This is a genomic window from candidate division KSB1 bacterium, assembly GCA_024655945.1.
GTDB lineage: Bacteria > Zhuqueibacterota > Zhuqueibacteria > JANLFK01 > Oleimicrobiaceae > Oleimicrobium.
In genome coordinates, this window is sequence record JANLFK010000002.1 from 225,808 (window position 1) to 241,932 (window position 16,125).

Consider the following 16,125-nt stretch of genomic DNA (forward strand, 5'->3'; position numbering starts at 1 on the left):
AAGCTCTCCCGTCTGTCGCCCGCCGGCATCCGGCGCTATTCATCTCGCTTGAACAGAATCCTGAACTCCGTGCCTTTTCCGTTGCAGTTGAGCTCGATGGTGCCGTCTAACTGGTCGGTGAGCGTCGTCACCAACTGCAGCCCCAACGAGTCGGTATTGCGAAAGTCGAGGTCTTTGGGAAAGCCCACGCCGTCATCCTTGACCGTCAACTCGTACATGCCGTTCTTCGGCACCAAGCTGACCTGCACCTGGCCGCTTCTGCCGCCCGGGAAGGCATGTTTCAAGCAGTTGGACACCAGCTCATTGATGATTAAGCCGCAGGGAATGGCGGCATCGATGCCCAACGAAACATCCTCGGCATGCGTGGTCAGTGTGATGCGCTCCGGGTTCACGCTGTACGAACGGAACAGATCGTCGGTGAGCTTGCGAATGTAGTCGCTGAAATCGATCCGGCTCAGGTCGCGCGACTGGTAGAGTTTCTCATGAATGAGCGCCATAGAGCGCAGCCGGTTCTGGCTGTCCCTGAGCACTGCCTCCACCTCCGGATTGGCGATGCACCCGGATTGCAGATTGAGCATGCTGGAGATGACCTGCATGTTGTTCTTTACCCGGTGGTGGATTTCTTTGAGCAGCACCTCCTTCTCCTTGAGGGAGGTCTTGAGCTGCTCGCTGGAACGCTTGCGCTCGATGGCCATAGCCGCCTGATTGGAGACGAACTGCAGGATCCGTTTCTCCTCCTCCCCGAAGCGCACCCCCTCGGTGTAGCTCTGCACCGCGAGCACGCCGATGGTGCCGGTGGTGCCGACCAGTGGCACCCCTAACCAATCCACCGAGGGCGTGCCGATGGCATCCACCTCACCGCTGGCTATCAATTCCGCAAAGCCCTCGCGCGGGACCAACAGCGCGGTACCTTTCTTGAGCACATGCTCGGTCAGCCCTCTGCCCAGCTTGCGCGGTTTGGGCGGCTCGTCGTTTTCGTCCACAAAGTAGGGAAAGCTCAACGTGCCGGTCTCTGGGTGGTAGAGCGCGATGTAAAAGTTGCGTGCCGGCATCAGCTCCCCGACGATGGCGTGAATGGAGTGGAAGAGCGCCTGCAAATCGTCGGCGCTGTTGGCCGCCTCGGACAGCTTGTAGATAGCCTCGCGCACCTTCTCCTCACGCTTGCGGGCGGTGATGTCCCGAAAGACCACCTGCGAGGCCAACTGGCCGTCGACCACCACGGGACTGGCTGCCACCTCCACGTCCACCACCGTACCGTCTGCACGGAGGAACTTTTCCTCGATGGCGGGCACCGGTTCGCCGGTAGCCATCATCTTCCACACACGTTCGAGGACGGTCTGCCGGTAGTCGGGGTGCACGCACTCCATGACCGACCCGCCGACCATTGCCTCAGGGCCTTCGTAGCCGAGGATGCGGGCAGCGGCCCGGTTGGCAAATATCACCTTGCCCTGGCTGTGGCTGACGATCCCGTCCGGGGAGGTTTCCACTAAGTTGCGGAAGCGCTCTTCGCTCTCCTGCAGGGCAGCCTGGGAACGCTTGCGCTCGGAGATGTCCGTGTACACCGCCACCACGCCATGCAATTGGTCGCCGACACGAATGGGCGAGCCCGAGACGATGACGTCCACCGGCGTGCCGTCCTTGCGCAGGCGCATCGCCTCGTGCGCCAGGATGTCCTTGCCGCTCAGCACGTGCCGGGTGAGACCCATCGCTTCCTTGCGCACGTCCCCTTTGGCGATGAGCTCGTCGATATCCTTGCCCAGCGCCTCCTCGCGGGAGTAGCCGAAGATGTGCTCTGCGGCCTTGTTCCACTCCACCACACGGTGATTCTTGTCTAGGGTGACAATGGCGCTGGGCGAGTTGACCAGCACCGACTCCAAGTACTTTTGCCGGCGCTCGATTTCCTGCTCGGCCTGTTTGCGTGCGGTCACGTCGCGCACGATGGCCACATAGCCGCGGAGCTTGCCGTCAGCCGCGTGGATGGCCGACGCGCTCACTTCGGCCAGGAAACTGCTCCTATCCTTGCGGAGAAGGGTGTGCTCCCGTTCCACGACCTGACCGGGAAGGCACGAAGGCAACATGCTGCGCGCGCGCTCGTGTGCCTCTTTGGGCAGGACGACAACTGCCGGCCTGCCCACCATGTCGGCCGGCGAGGCAAAGCCAAACAGCCGGGCTGCCCGTTCATTAGCTGCCACAAAGATGCCCTCCGGGTCCACGAGCACAATGGCTTCCGGGGAGGTACGCACCAGGGTTTCGTACAACCACTTCGCCTCTTTGAGCGCCGCCTCCTGGCACTTGCGCTCGGAGATATCGCGCACAATGCCTTCGGTGCTGGTGCAGTGCCCATCGTCGTCAAGAATCAAGCGGGCGCTGATGGAAGCATGGAACGGCGTGCCGTCGGCGTACTTGAGGCGCACCTCAAAGTCCCTCACCGAGCGCTGCTTGGCCAACGCCGCCAAGAACGACGCCCGCTCCTCCGCGCTGAAGAACACCGTCTCGACATGCCTGCCGATAAGCTCCTGGCGCCTGTACCCGTAGCGCTCCACGGCCGGGCTCAATTTGCGCAAGAGGCCGGAGTTGTCCGCCAGGAAGTAGATCTCTTCCATATTGTCGAAGATGCTGCGCAGGCTCCGCTCGCTTTCGCGCAGGGACTCTTCGGCGCGGCAGCGCTCGCTTGCCTCCATGGCCAGGGCAACCATGTCGGCCATGGAGCTGGCAAAGGCTTGCTCTTCCACGCTCCACTGCCGCAGAGGGCCCACATGTTCGTGGCAGAGCACGCCTACGGTGACACCGTTGACCCGAATCGGCGCATCCAGCATGGAGGCGATGCCCAGAGGCTCCAAATACTCGGCCGCAAACTCCTTGGTCGTGTCGTCCGCCCGTGCATCGTGCGCCGGGATCACCCGTTCCTCTTCCAAGGCGCGGAAATAGGTGGGGTAGTGGTCGGCGCACAGCTCCTGACCAGAGGTGTGGCGGTTGGCGGCCAGCTCGTAGAGGTTGAGGCAGCGGATCTTCGTGCGTTCCTCCACGTACATCCACACGCCCACGCGCGCCACCTCCAGGGTGTGGGCCGAGGTCTCCGTGATCTGCTGCAGGGCAGCAGCGAGATTGCCGCTGAACAGCAGCGGGCTGGTGGTGAGCCGGGTCAACGCCTGATTGTAGCGCCGCAACTGTTCTTGCGCCCGCTGCTGTTCCACATCTGCCTGGAGGCAAAGGTTGATCTCACGCTCCAAAGAGGCCTGCCTTCGTTCCAGCAGGCGAAAGGTCCCTTCCACCAGGGCAGCTGCCCCCCCGAGCGCAAGCAGCCAGGCCAGCGCGTCGTTGCCCACCGGCAGGCCGCGGACAAAGTAGTAGTACGCATGCATTGCCCCAATAAGGGCAAATGCCAGGGCAAGCACAGTTATCCTGGCGCGGTGCAGGTCCCCTCGGTGCGGAGAATGGTCATCCACGTGGTGCTCCTTTTTCATGTGCGCCCTCTCGGCATACCCTCTTTACCAGCGACCCGAGCAACGTGTGGCGCCTTGGCTGCGAACCCTGTGCGCTGCGCTCGCCAGGCCGCACGTGAGGTCGGTGTTTGCCCAAGTCGTGCGTTTCTCCGGACCCAAGCATGGTACGGTGTGCGACCTCGCCCCCGCGTACCGACCGCTCCAGGGCAGAAACGACCGACTCATTGCACCTGGGCAGGGGTGCCGGCCTGGTCGCGCAGTTTGCTCTCCTCGCGGTGGCGATGCAAGGCCATCTCGATGGTAATGCGCAGCTCCTTCTCCCCGAAGGGCTTCAGCACATACCCGTAGGGCCTGGTCTCCATTGCCCGTTGCAGGGTGGAGTCGTCGGCGTGCGCGGTCAGGTAAATGACCGGAATGTCCAATTTCTGCCGGATCCTCTCTGCCGCCTCCACGCCGTCCATCTCTCCCTTGAGGCGGATATCCATGAGGATAAGGTCCGGCCGCACCTGCTCCGCCTTCTGGATCGCCTCCTCCCCTGACCCTGCTAAGGCCGCCACCTCGTAGCCCATCTTGCGCAGCCGATTCTTGAGGTCCAGGGCCGTGATGTTGAGGTCCTCGACAATCATGATGCGAGTGGCTCGGTCCATGTCGCTGTTCCTGCCAGTGAGTTACCTTTCAACAGTTCCCCACCTCCACGGAGGCTCCTTTGCCCTCTCTGCTAACGGCGCTTGGTGCCATCCGGGAAGCAAATGGTGAACGTCGTGCCGCCGCCGTTGGCACTCAGCTCAATGGTCCCTTCCAACTGATCGGTGAGGGTATTGACCAACTGCAGGCCGAGCGATTCGGTGTTGCGAAAATCCACATGAGCAGGAAAGCCCACGCCGTCATCGCTCACCTTGAGCACGTAGGAACCGTTCGCGCGCTCCAGTCCCACCGTGACTTTCCCCTTCCGCCCGTCTGGGAAGGCGTGTTTAAGGGCATTGGAAACGAGCTCGTTCACGATCAGCCCGCAGGAAATCCCGCTGTCTATGGCCAGGTCGATGCCGTTCACTTGCACGTCCATGGTGATGCGCTCCGGGTCCACGCCATAAGAGTCGAAGAGGTGGCTGGTGAGGCTCTTCGTGTACTCGGCGAAATCCACCCGCGAGAGATTCTTCGACTGGTAGAGCTTCTCGTGGATGAGGGCCATCGACTTGACCCGATTCTGACTGTCGTTGAAAATGGCCAAGGCGCGCGGGTCGCTGATGTACGAAGACTGCAGGCTGAGCAGACTGGAGATCACTTGCATGTTGTTCTTCACCCGATGGTGAATCTCTTTGAGGAGCAGCTCTTTTTCCTTGAGCGAGCTGACAAGCTCCTCTTCGGCCCGCTTGCGCTGGGTGATGTCCTGGTAGATGACAAAGGCGCCATAGTGCGCGCCCTGGATCATCACCGGCACGCCGAACAGCTCCACGTCCACCTCAGTGCCGTCCTTCCGGCAACGGCGCCTCACCGCGTGCACGCGCTCACCGGCGATCACCCTCCGTGTCAGCTCTTGCGCTTCGTCCAGCTGCTCAGCGTTGGCGAGCAAGGCATCGACCGACTGGCCCATCATTTCCGCACGTTCGTATTGGAAGAGCCGCTCGAAGGCGCCGTTGCACAGGGTCACCTTCCCTTCTCTGTCCATGGCGGCAATGGCAAGAGGGTTGTGCTCGATAAGGGCCTGGAGGTAGGAGCGCTGCTGCCGGATCTGCTCCTCTTGCTGGTGGCGCTCGGTGATATCGATGTCGGCGCCCTGGTAGCCCACAAAGGCGCCGCTCTTGTCGAAGACCGGGGTGGCATTGCGCAACAGCCAGCGCATGTGCCCATCCTTGTGTCGCAGAGGGACCACAAAATCGTGCATCGGGGCACGGGCATCAAACAGGCGCAACAGGCTCCTTTCGTACTCGGGGCGCTTGGTCGCATAGAGAAGGTCGCCAAGGTACTTCTTGCCCACCAGCTCCTCGGGAGTGTAACCAAGTACTTGAGAGACCAGTAGGTTTGTGTAGGTGTAGCGGCCGGTGGCGTCCACCTCCCAGACCCAGGCGTGCACCTGTTCAGTCACCTGCCTGAGGCGCCCTTCCGATTCGCGCAGGGAGAGCTCAGCAAGCTTGCGGGCGGTAATGTCCTCCAACATGCCGTCGTAGTAGCGCACGCGGCCCTGCCGGTCACGCTCGGCAACCGCCGTGAGAGAACACCACATGCGCGTGCCGTCGTATCTCCTGAACGGCACCTCCGCCCTTTTCACCACCCCTTCGCTCCTGAGGCGGGCCAGAAGTGCCTCACGATCGGCAGGGTCGATGTAGAGGTCCTGGACGCGTTTGCCGATGAGCTCCTCCCTGCTCGGGAAGCCGAACATGGCCACCAGCGCCGGATTGGCCTCCAAGACACGACCGTTGCTCCCTGCCGAGGTGCGAAAGATACCCACCTCGAGGTTCTCAGTGATGGCACGGAACTTTGCCTCGCTTTCCTGCAAGGCAGCCCTTTTCTCCTTCCGAGCGCTGATGGCACGGAGGACGCACAACAAGCTCTCGGCCCGCGGCGCTTCCCCAGCGGCACGCACCGCTACCTCCACCGGGAGAGGAGCACGGTCTTTGGCCTTGAGGGAGAATTCAAAGACGGCCTCGCCTCCGGTACGCACGGTGCGAGTCAAAACAGCAGCGGCGCGCTTGAACTCCCGGTCGTCGGCGAAGTACTCGCGTACCTTCCTCCCCACCACTTCCTCCGGCAAATAGCCCGCGAATTTCCGGATCGCCGGACTGCAATACTCCACTACGCCTTGGGCTGACAGCCGGAGCACGACGTCCGCAATCCCCTCAACGAGTTCCCTGAACAAATCCCCCTCGGCATGGGTCCGCGCCAAGACCACCAGATGTTGGTTTTCATCTGCCGGCCCGACCACGGTCACTGCGGTGTGCGCCATCGTCACTTCTCCTCACCTTCAACCACACGCAGGCAAATCCCCAGGCGTTGGGAGCCGAGGCCCGACCTAAGGGCGTCGGAATCCCACTGTGCAACCGCACACAGCCCAGAGTCGCCGCTCTGCGCGCAGACAGTCAGGCCCGTTGACGTGCAGCGCCAAACCCTAAATGGGCCAGCAGGAGCCGTCGAGGCTGAGCCGCTTGGTGAGAGGAAGAGGGGCTTGTAGGTGGGCAAAGCTGCCTTGACGGGGTACCTGGCGGACCCGCTGCATTCCTTGGCATGCTGAATGGCGAAAGCCCGACAGCACACACCCATGCCTCGTTGTCGGGATGGACATCGGCCCCACATCCTCACCTCGCTTCCTCCGCGGTAGTCGGCGTGGTGCCAGGGCCGGCACTTGGTCAAAGCGGCTCCTGGTTCGCCCGGGCGCGTTGCAGCCCCGACACCTTGGCTACCGGCGACTGTCCACTGCGCACCGCGTGCCTTACAAGGAGCGTGCCATGGGAGGAGGGCCATCCAATGGCCGGAGAAGCAATTGTTTTCTCATGCATTAGCTTGCTGGCAGGCAGGGCACAATGGCAGCCCACAGTGGGCCGAGAGGGGCCGATTGTGTACTGCATGCCACACAGACGGGAAAGGGGTGGGTATAAGCCTGGGAAAGACAGGCTGTTGCGCCAGTGGAAGCCGCTGCCACAACAGCACCCGACGTGTCCAGCGCGCGCCACACTTCACGCCGGCTGAGGGAGAAGAGAACGCTGTCTGGGTAGAGATGGCAACAAGCGCCGGCGGACGGCCGGCTTACTCTATCACCCCGTACTGGCGAAGTTTGGCGCGGAGGGTCTTGACCGTGATGCCCAGGAGGCGGGCGGTCTGGCTCTTGTTGCCGTTCAGGCGCCTGAGGGTCGTGAGGATATGCTCCCGCTCCACATCCTCCAGTCTCACCGGCTGGGCGGGGCCCTCGACCTGTTCCAGAAGCTCGGCGTGTTCGCGGATGTAAGGGAAGTGCTCGGCAGTGAGGGTCTCGGTGCCCCGACTCAGCACTGCAGCACGCTCAATGGCGCTCTCTAACTCGCGCACGTTTCCCGGCCAGTTGTGCTCCATGAGCAGGCGCATGGCTTCGCTGGACAGCCTCTTCCGCTCGCCATTGCGGGCGACAAAACCCGCCAGGAAGTGTTCGGCAAGCACCGGTATGTCTTCCGGGCGCTCGCGCAGCGGCGGGATGCGGATGCACAGCGTATTGAGCCGGAAATAGAGATCCTTGCGGAATCTGTCGCGCTTCACCTCTTCAAGGAGGTTGCGATTGGTGGTGGCGATGATGCGCACGTCGGTCTGCAGAGTGCGGCCACTGCCGATGCGCTCAAACTCGCCGAATTGCAGCACGCGCAGCAGCTTCACCTGCATGGACTTGTCCAGGTCGGCGATCTCGTCCAGGAGCAAGGTGCCGCCGTCGGCGAGCTCGAATCGTCCCTTCACCTGCGCCACAGCCCCGGTGAAGGCGCCGCGTTCGTGGCCGAAGAGCTCACTTTCCAACAGGGTGTGGGGCAAAGCACCGCAATTGACCTTCACAAAGGGCTTGCCATGGCGCGGACTGGCCAGTTCAATGGCGTTGGCCACCACCTCCTTGCCGGTTCCTGTTTCGCCCTCGATGAGCACTGCTGCCGAAGTGGGCGCCACCATCTGCACCGTCTCGCGAATGCGTTGCATGGCCAGACTGCTGCCGAGGAGGGTGCTCACCGCCTGTTGCTTTTGCAGCTCAGCACGCAGGAAGCGATTTTCGGCCACCAGCTGCTGGCGCTCTTGCACTCTTTCCACCACCAGGCGCAGCTCTTCGGGCGCTATGGGCTTGGTGATGTAGTCGAAAGCCCCCTTTTTCATCGCCTCCACGGCGTTGTCAATGGTGCCATAGGCGGTCATGATCACCACTTCGGTCTCAGGGTGGAGCCTCTTCACGCCGCAGAGCACGTCCATGCCGTTGACGCCTTCCATCTTCAGGTCGGTGAGCACCAGCGCAAAGCTCTGCTTTCCGGCCAGTTCCAGGGCCGTGGCACCGTCGTGCACTAAGGTGACGTCGTAGCCCAGGCGCTGGATGGCGTCGCGCACGAACCGGCCACCCAAGGGGTCGTCTTCGACGATGAGCACGGAAAGCTTAGCCATTCACACCTCGCTGGACAGGCAGAAGAACGGCCACGGTGGTACCTCGCCCCTCGCTGCTCTGCACGATGATCTCCCCTTGGTGGAAGGATATGAGATTCTTAGCAATGGCCAGACCCAGACCGGCACCGCGCTCCTTGGTGGTGAAAAAGGGGGTGAAGAGGCGGTCCATCGTGGCCCTGGACATGCCCACACCGGTATCCGCGATGAGAATCTGGCACATCCAGGCCCGGCGCTGAGCGGGCAGGTCTTCCGTCAGCGAAATGCGCAGAGTGCCGCCCTGCGGCATCGCCTGAAGGGCATTGCTCACGATGTTGTCCAAGGCGCGCTCCAAGAGCAGCGGGTCGGCGTTGGTCATAACCGGACGTGCTGGTAAGTCGTCTTCGACCACAACGTCGCTCTGCGGCGGCAAACGCCTCCGGCACGAGGCCAGCAGCTCACGCAGGAAAGCGGTCAGGTCGAGAGGGCCAAGGGCGGGTTTGCCAGGGCGCACCAAGAGCAGGAGGTTGTTGACGATTTCGTCCAGGCGGTGCACGCCCTCTTGGATCTGCTGGGCCATGGCGTAGCGCACATCGTCGGTCGGTAAGTCTTCGCTGAGGAGCGCAGCGTAGCCGGCGATCCCTTGCAGGGGGTTGCGGATCTCGTGCGCGACCACGGCGGCCATCTCCGTTAAGGCGGAAAGCACGCTGACCCGGCGCCGCTCCTCCTCGAGCGCACGCACGGCAGTCAGGTCGGTGAACACCTCTATGGCACCCAACACATCCCCTTGCGGCGTGGTCAGGCGCGAAACGGCGAATTTCACCGGAAGGCGGCGCCCGGACTTGCTGAGAATCTCCTTGTCGCCCTCGCTGCTGCCTGCTGCCGACCTCAGCACCTGCAGGGGGGTGAAGGCCTCTGAGGTACAGGCGCAGAACACTTCCTCGTACTGCCTGCCCACCACCTCTTCTGCTCTGTAGCCGGTGAGTCGCTCCGCCGCCCTGTTGAACAAGGTGATCGTGCCAAGGCGGTCAACGACCACCAAGCAGTTGGACATGCTGTCTAGGATGTGGTTGAGGTAGGTCTTGAGGCGCTGCGTTTCGTTGAGGCTTTGCGCCAACTCCGCGTTGCGCTGCGCCAACTGCAAGTCGAGCTCGGCAATGCGTTGGCTCAACTCGCGGTGGGCACTGGTGATGGACGCCATAGCTTGGTTAAAGTCGGCGATGGCCGCCCCCAGCGTGATTGCTCCCTCTGCTGTCGCCACGTCCGAACTCACCCGCGCTGCCTCCCGTATGCGTGCACCTTGCCGTGCCATGGCCTCAAGGGCGATCGCCACGGTTGTTTGCGCCGTTGGTGTAGTCCAAGACCACCTCGATGCTCCGCCCGCAGGCGCAGGTTATCTCGATGCGCTCCACCACGTTGTTCCGCGTGTAGGCCCTCACTTTCGGCTCGCCGCCTGCTGGCTGAGCCCGCTCGCCTATTTGCACTGGCTCGCGTTCCAGGCGCACCAGCGGGGCGCGAATGACCAGCTTGGGCCGTGCCAAAGGCCGCCCCTCGCGCCGCTGGCCGGCAAGAAAGCTCACAAGGTCGACGAATCCTCGGGGATCTGCCATGTCTCTCCTGCCCTGTGCGTCCACTTTCGCTCACCGTACCCTCATCGTGCGCAGCATGGCAAAAATGGCACCAACGCGCACGGCCCGGCGAGCCGTTGGCACTGATTGCAGGGAGCTCCCTTGCCACGACGCTAACTTTTTAGATTGGCATGTACTTGACGGCACAACTCCTAGGCCCTTTCTCGGGCAGAAAGACAAGAGCGCCCTGCGCCCCGAACGCTCTTGCTCGCCTCTGTGGGTAAAACCGACCCAGCACAGGGTAGAAATTACCCTATCTAACCTACGGCAACTTGCCTTTGGCGCGGAAAAGATAGGCTGATGGCGCGACAAGCGATGTCCTTGACCGCGACAGGCCCAGGGCGAGGCTCTGGCGACGAGGCGGCCTCAGTCGGGCTGTAGCCCTGCGCCGTGGCCCCTCTATGCCTGGCCGAAAACGGAAAGGCAAGCCAGGTTGAACCGGCTTGCCTCGATGAAAATGCGAGCTCCGGCTGAGCGGCTCGCGCCGAAGGTCCGCCGGGGGTGGCCCCCCTACACCTGAGCCAAGCGCTTGGGACCGGCGGCGCGGACCTCCTGGGAACAGCCGCTGGCGAAGAGCTTAAAGTTCTCGATGAAACGCGCCGCCAGCGCGTCGTACTTCTTCCAGTACTCGTCCTTGTCGCCCCAGGAGCTGGCCGGGTCAAGGACGTCCTCCGGCACATCCGGACAGGTCATCGGCACCTCGAAGCCGAAGATACGGTCCTTGCGGTACTGAACCTGGTCCAGCTTGCCCTCCAGGGCGGCGTTGAGCAGGTTGCGCGTATGGCGGATGCTGATGCGTTTGCCCACGCCGAAGCGGCCGCCCACCCAGCCGGTGTTCACCAGCCAGCACTGCGCCTTGTGCTGCAAAAGGCGCTTCTTGAGCATCTCGGCGTACGCGAAGGGGTGGCGCACCATGAACGGCGCGCCGAAACAGGTGCTGAAGGTGATTTGCGGTTCGATGCCGAGGCCGATCTCCGTGCCGGCGATCTTGGAGGTGTAGCCGCTTATGAAATGGTACTGGGCCTGCTCCGGCGTCAGCCGCGCAATGGGCGGCATCACACCCGAGGCGTCGCAGGTGAGGAAGATGACGTTCTTCGGGTGGGAGCGCACATACCCCTCCGGGACGATGTTGGGGATGAACTCCACCGGGTAGCATGCCCGGGTGTTCTCCGTAATCATGTCGTCGTCCAGGTCCATGCGCCGCGACACCGGGTCGTAGACCACGTTTTCCAAGATTGTGCCGAAGCGCCTGGTGGCTGCCCAGATTTGTGGCTCATGCTCAGGCGAGAGGCGGATGACCTTGGCGTAGCAGCCGCCCTCGAAGTTGAACACTCCCTCGGCGCTCCACCCGTGTTCATCGTCGCCGATCAGGCGCCGTCGAGGATCGGCCGAGAGCGTCGTCTTGCCGGTGCCGCTCAGCCCGAAAAACAGCGCCACATCGCCCTTCGACCCCACGTTGGCGGAGCAGTGCATGGGCAGCACGTCCTCAAAAGTGAGCAGAAAGTTGAGGAGGGTGAAGACGGACTTTTTGATCTCGCCGCCGTACAGGGTGTTGGCAATGATGCCCAGCCGCTCGCCAAAGTTGAGAATGATCGCCGTCTCCGTACGCGTGCCGTCCACCCGGGGGTCCACCGTGAAGCCGGGCACCGCTATCACCGTGAACTCGGGGACAAAATGCTTCAGCTCCTCGGTGTTCGTGGTGGTCAGGAACATGTTGCGCACAAACAGGCTTTGCCAGGCTTTCTCGGTGATAATGCGAACGGGCATCCGGTAGTTCGGGTCGGCGCACACGTAGCAGTCCTGCACAAACAGCTCCTCACCTTGGCAATAGGCCTGCACTCTGGCAAGGATTTCGTGGAACTTGGCTGCACTCAGCGGACGGTTGTACTCGCCCCACCAGATGCGATCCTCCGTGGAGGCCTCCCGCACGATGAACTTGTCCGCTGCGGCGCGTGCCGTGTGCTTACCGGTGTGCACCACCAGCGGGCCCTGGTCGAGGACATGCGCCTCGTTCCGAAATATGGCTTCCTCGTACAAGGCCGCTTTGGGAAGGTTCCAGTACGCTCTATCCAGATAGGTGAGCCCGTGGTTGCCGAGCCCATAGTCCGAAGCGAGCTCTTTCGCCTGCTTGCTTGCCGGTGTGTCGAACTCGAGGTATTTCATGCCCAATCCCTCACCAATTTGCGGTCGCCGATGTAGAGCTCGTTGGGCGAATTGAGGTCCAACGCCCATTTCATGCGCTCGATCCCCTCCGTGATGTCCTTGATGGAACCACAGAAGCTCAGGCGCAAGTACCCCTCGAGCCCAAACTCCACTCCTGGCACGGTGAGCACAAGCACCTTGTCGATGAGGAAATTGGACAGCTTGGTCGAGTCCTTGCTGTAGGCGCTAAAGTCGGCGAAGCAGTAGAAAGTACCGTCTGGCTTGGTTACCTTCACACCCTCGAAAGAGCGCAGGCGGTCGATCATGACGTTGCGATTGTTTTCCAAGGTCACGCGCAGGTTCTCGACGCAAGACTGCAGGCCGTTCAGCGCCCCCACGGCCGCAACTTGCAGCAGCACCGAGGGGCCAGAGGTCTGGTGGCCTTGGATATTGGTCATTGCCTCGATGAGCTTCTTGTTGGCCACTGCCCAACCAATGCGGAAGCCGGTCATGGCGTACTGCTTGGACACGCCGTTGACCACGATGAGCTTGGAATTCTCCGAGAGGTCCTTGGCGTATTTGTAGCAACTGATCGGCTTGCGCCCATCGAAGATGAGGCGGTGGTAGATGTCGTCCATGATGAGGTAGAGGTTGCGCCGTTCACAAAAGTCGACAATGCCGGCGATGAACTCCTCCGAGTACATGGCGCCGGTGGGATTGTTGGGGCTATTGATGATCACCGCTTTGGTGTAGGGTCCTACGCGCTCCTCGATGTCCTGCAGGCGCGGATAGAAGGTGCCGTCCTCCGGCAGCACCGGCACCGGTATCCCCTGGCACAGGCGGACCATGTCCGGGTAGCTCACCCAATAAGGGGCTGGAAAGATGACCTCTTCCTGAGGGTTGAGTATGGCCTGCAAGGCAACCATGATCGCCTGCTTGGCGCCACCGGAGGCGATCACGTTCTCCGGGGCAACCAGCCGGCCGTAATGCTCCTCGGTGTAGCGGATGATGGCCTTCTTGAGAGCTGGGATGCCATCGGCAGGCGCGTACCGGACCTCCCCCGTGTTCAGGTGGGCAGCGGCCGCCACGATGGCATCAATCGGGGCCCTGCTCTTTGGCTCTCCGCCACCTAAGTGGATGACCGGCTCGCCCTTGTCTCGCAAGATGGCCGCCTTTTCGTTCAAAGCAAGTGTGGGCGATGCTTTGATCGTCTTGGCAACTTGGCTGAGACTCATTGACACTCCTGAATTGTTCCACCGCACAAATAGCAAACGCGAGGCGAATGGAGGTGGCGTGCCGCCACCCGGGCTAACCTCGCGGCGCGCAAATTGTACGAAAGTCCATGCTGAAAAGCAAACGCTTTTTGGGCTGTGCTCACCTGGAGCCCGCACCTGCCATAGCGGTGTAGTCCAGTTCTGAACCGAGCAGGCTGTGCGGGATCAGGTAGACCGCCATCATCAGGACTGCCGCGGCTACCACCCACCCTCTCCGGCGCCGGCCACCCCCCGTGACCGACCATGCCACCAACCACCCCAGCATTGCCACCAGGGTCTTGTTATCGGTAAGGTCGTGCCCGAAAGGAAACCCGGTCCAGAAAGCACCAAAGGCCAATTTCTGCACGATGGGGCCCAAGACAAAACCGCCCGCCAAGAACAGGGCTATCGTCAAGAGGATGAAGGGGCGCGGTCTACCGCCTCTGCCCATGGCCTCCAGCGCCGCACGATTGGAGAAAAACATGGCCAGGGTGATAAGCACAATGTGGGGCAAGAGCACGCCCATTGGCACATGGCCCTTGAAGCGCAGCACCAGAGGCTGTTTGGTGAGAGCAGTCTCTTGGCCGTTGCGGGCCAGCCTGACCACGTACATGACCTTGCCCGCTGGCGGCTGTTCAGGGAGCTCCGCCCGCAATTCCCCCTGCTCCCGGCGCATTGGCACTTCCGTCCAGTCATCGTGCGAGCGGTAGCGGCGGTAGGCAAGCGTGCCGGTCACCCGCGCATCGGCGGCGGCGATTCTGATGGGCGCATCGGATCCCACCGTCGCAGAACGTGGCAGGCGGAAAGGAATCACGGAGCCGGCCAGCTCCACTTTGCCGCGCACCGGATAGGTGGGACCGGTCCGCCTCTGGAAGGCAAGGAACGGCAGTGTTATCAACACGGCCAGCACCCAGCGCAGAACAGACAGCCAAGGCCTTGTCGCCATCTCTTTAGCCTTCTCTTTTCCGACTTGCCACCCTGCGACGTTATCTGAGGGCCGCCGGCACTGTGGCGACCCCCACAGTTCACTTCATCTGGCCTAACAGGGGCCACAACTCCTGCAGGTTTCCATGGGGTTCGGCACACACGAGGATATGCACGGTTGCCTGCCGCGCAAACTTGGTAACCACCGAAGCCGCGGTCTCGACGATGTCGTAATGCAGCGCCATGGTTCCTGGCGACATGCCCACACCGATGAGGGTTTCGCCAGGCAGCGCGCCCGGGCCCCAGTGGAAATAGTCGGCGTCAGTGCTCACAGCTAAGGGTAGCCCATAGGCTTTCCCCATGACATTCACTGCTCCGGCCTGCCCACGGTCAGAGGTCAGCACCACCGTCCCGGCCCTGATGTCCGGCGGCAGACTGTGATACATGAGGCTGACGGTTGCGACCAGGCTCTCCCATCCCAGCATGTCCGCAAAGTCCTGAGGCAGCTCGTGCACCTGCCCGTCCTTCCAGGTGAGCGGGGCGGAGAGGCCGAGCTCGCGATGGAGGAACCCGGCGTAGGCGCTGGTGGCTTCCGCCGGCAAGATGGGAACGCTCAACGGCACACCCGCCAAGCCCACGACCAGCACGAAAACTACGCTCCCACGCCGCAACCAGGCACCTGCCCAGCCGCGCGCCTGCTCAACCATCACCGCCCCTGCTGAAACAAGCGGGAGGAACGCCGGCGCCACCAACTGCGGCCTCACTCCCAGGAGCAGACTCGCCATGGCAAACAGCCACCCCCAGGCCAGTAGCCGGGCCGAAGGTAGGGCACGGCTGAACAGCAGACGGTAGAATCCTAACAAGAGCAAAGGCGCGACTACCAGCATCGCCGCCATGTTCCGGCCAACTGCGCGGAGAACAGCAGACAGCCCCGGCTGCGGGAGGAACACAGCATCCCTCAATGCAACGAGTGCCCATCGGTGTCTTGCCAGCCAGGCGATGTGGGGGGAGGCTATCGCCAAGGCAAGCACGACCGCCCCCCAGGGCCAGATCTTCTTGAACAGGGCCCGCTCCGCAGTAGCAGTCAAGCCGAGAAGGGTCGCCAGGCCCACGATGACGGCACCATAGCACTTCATCAGGGACAGGCCCCACAACAGGCCCCATGGCAACCACCAGCGTGGGTTGGGCCCCTGCACCACGCGCACGATGACCAGAAAGGCTATCGACCACCACATAAGGTCAAAGGCGGCCGGCGCTAAGAAGGCGCTGTTGCGCAGCGACACCGGCCAGAGCAGCACAGCGAGGGTCGCCAGCCCTTGGGCTAACCTGCCACCGCCCAGACGCCTGGCCAGCAGGCCGGCCAGCCAGGCGGCCACCAGCCCTGCGACGATGGGTGCAACACGGTAGCCCACCAGCGAGCCCCCGAGGATGCTCCCGAACCGCGCGGCGATGCTGATGCCGGGCGGCTTGCCAAGGAAGCCCCATGCCAAATGTTTCCCCGCGTCGATGTGCAAGAGCTCCTCGCGGTGAAAGCCATACTTGCCCGCGGCCAGGAGGTTGACGGCTAAGCGCAAGGCAAGTAAGGCCCCGATGAAGACTGCCGTGCTGCGCCCGTTCTGCGCTGTGGTTCGTCGAGAACTCTCCATTTCGGCTCCGTGTCCTGTC

10 protein-coding genes are annotated in these 16,125 nt (G+C 62.5%); all 10 read right to left on the reverse strand.

Annotated elements, in window-relative coordinates; genetic code table 11:
• Positions 1–35 precede the first annotated feature (35 nt).
• Positions 36–3,464: a PAS domain S-box protein gene (locus NUW13_03930; protein MCR4438176.1), complete on the reverse strand. Its 3,429-nt coding sequence runs from the start codon at positions 3,462–3,464 to the stop codon at positions 36–38.
• 200 nt (positions 3,465–3,664) lie between these two features.
• Positions 3,665–4,090, reverse strand: coding sequence for a response regulator (locus tag NUW13_03935; GenBank protein ID MCR4438177.1), 426 nt, complete (start codon positions 4,088–4,090; stop codon positions 3,665–3,667).
• A gap of 71 nt (positions 4,091–4,161) precedes the next feature.
• Complete coding sequence (locus NUW13_03940) at positions 4,162–6,384, reverse strand: PAS domain S-box protein (GenBank protein MCR4438178.1); 2,223 nt, start codon at positions 6,382–6,384, stop codon at positions 4,162–4,164.
• Between the two features lie 797 nt (positions 6,385–7,181).
• A complete protein-coding gene (locus NUW13_03945) occupies positions 7,182–8,537 on the reverse strand; it encodes a sigma-54 dependent transcriptional regulator (GenBank protein MCR4438179.1) in 1,356 nt (451 codons plus the stop codon).
• Positions 8,530–9,825, reverse strand: a complete 1,296-nt coding sequence (locus tag NUW13_03950; GenBank protein ID MCR4438180.1) for an ATP-binding protein — start codon at positions 9,823–9,825, stop codon at positions 8,530–8,532. Before NUW13_03950 ends, NUW13_03945 begins: the two co-directional genes overlap by 8 nt.
• Positions 9,826–9,829: 4 nt before the next feature.
• Complete coding sequence (locus NUW13_03955) at positions 9,830–10,123, reverse strand: hypothetical protein (GenBank protein ID MCR4438181.1); 294 nt, start codon at positions 10,121–10,123, stop codon at positions 9,830–9,832.
• 528 nt (positions 10,124–10,651) lie between these two features.
• Positions 10,652–12,304, reverse strand: a complete 1,653-nt coding sequence (gene pckA, locus NUW13_03960; GenBank protein MCR4438182.1) for a phosphoenolpyruvate carboxykinase (ATP) — start codon at positions 12,302–12,304, stop codon at positions 10,652–10,654.
• The gene (locus NUW13_03965) at positions 12,301–13,518 is read right to left on the reverse strand and encodes a pyridoxal phosphate-dependent aminotransferase (protein ID MCR4438183.1); all 1,218 of its coding nucleotides are present in this window, start codon (positions 13,516–13,518) and stop codon (positions 12,301–12,303) included. The genes pckA and NUW13_03965 overlap by 4 nt, the downstream gene beginning before the upstream one ends.
• A 139-nt stretch (positions 13,519–13,657) precedes the next feature.
• The gene (locus tag NUW13_03970) at positions 13,658–14,482 is read right to left on the reverse strand and encodes a hypothetical protein (protein ID MCR4438184.1); all 825 of its coding nucleotides are present in this window, start codon (positions 14,480–14,482) and stop codon (positions 13,658–13,660) included.
• A gap of 79 nt (positions 14,483–14,561) precedes the next feature.
• Complete coding sequence (locus NUW13_03975; GenBank protein ID MCR4438185.1) at positions 14,562–16,106, reverse strand: glycosyltransferase family 39 protein; 1,545 nt, start codon at positions 16,104–16,106, stop codon at positions 14,562–14,564.
• Positions 16,107–16,125 lie beyond the last annotated feature (19 nt).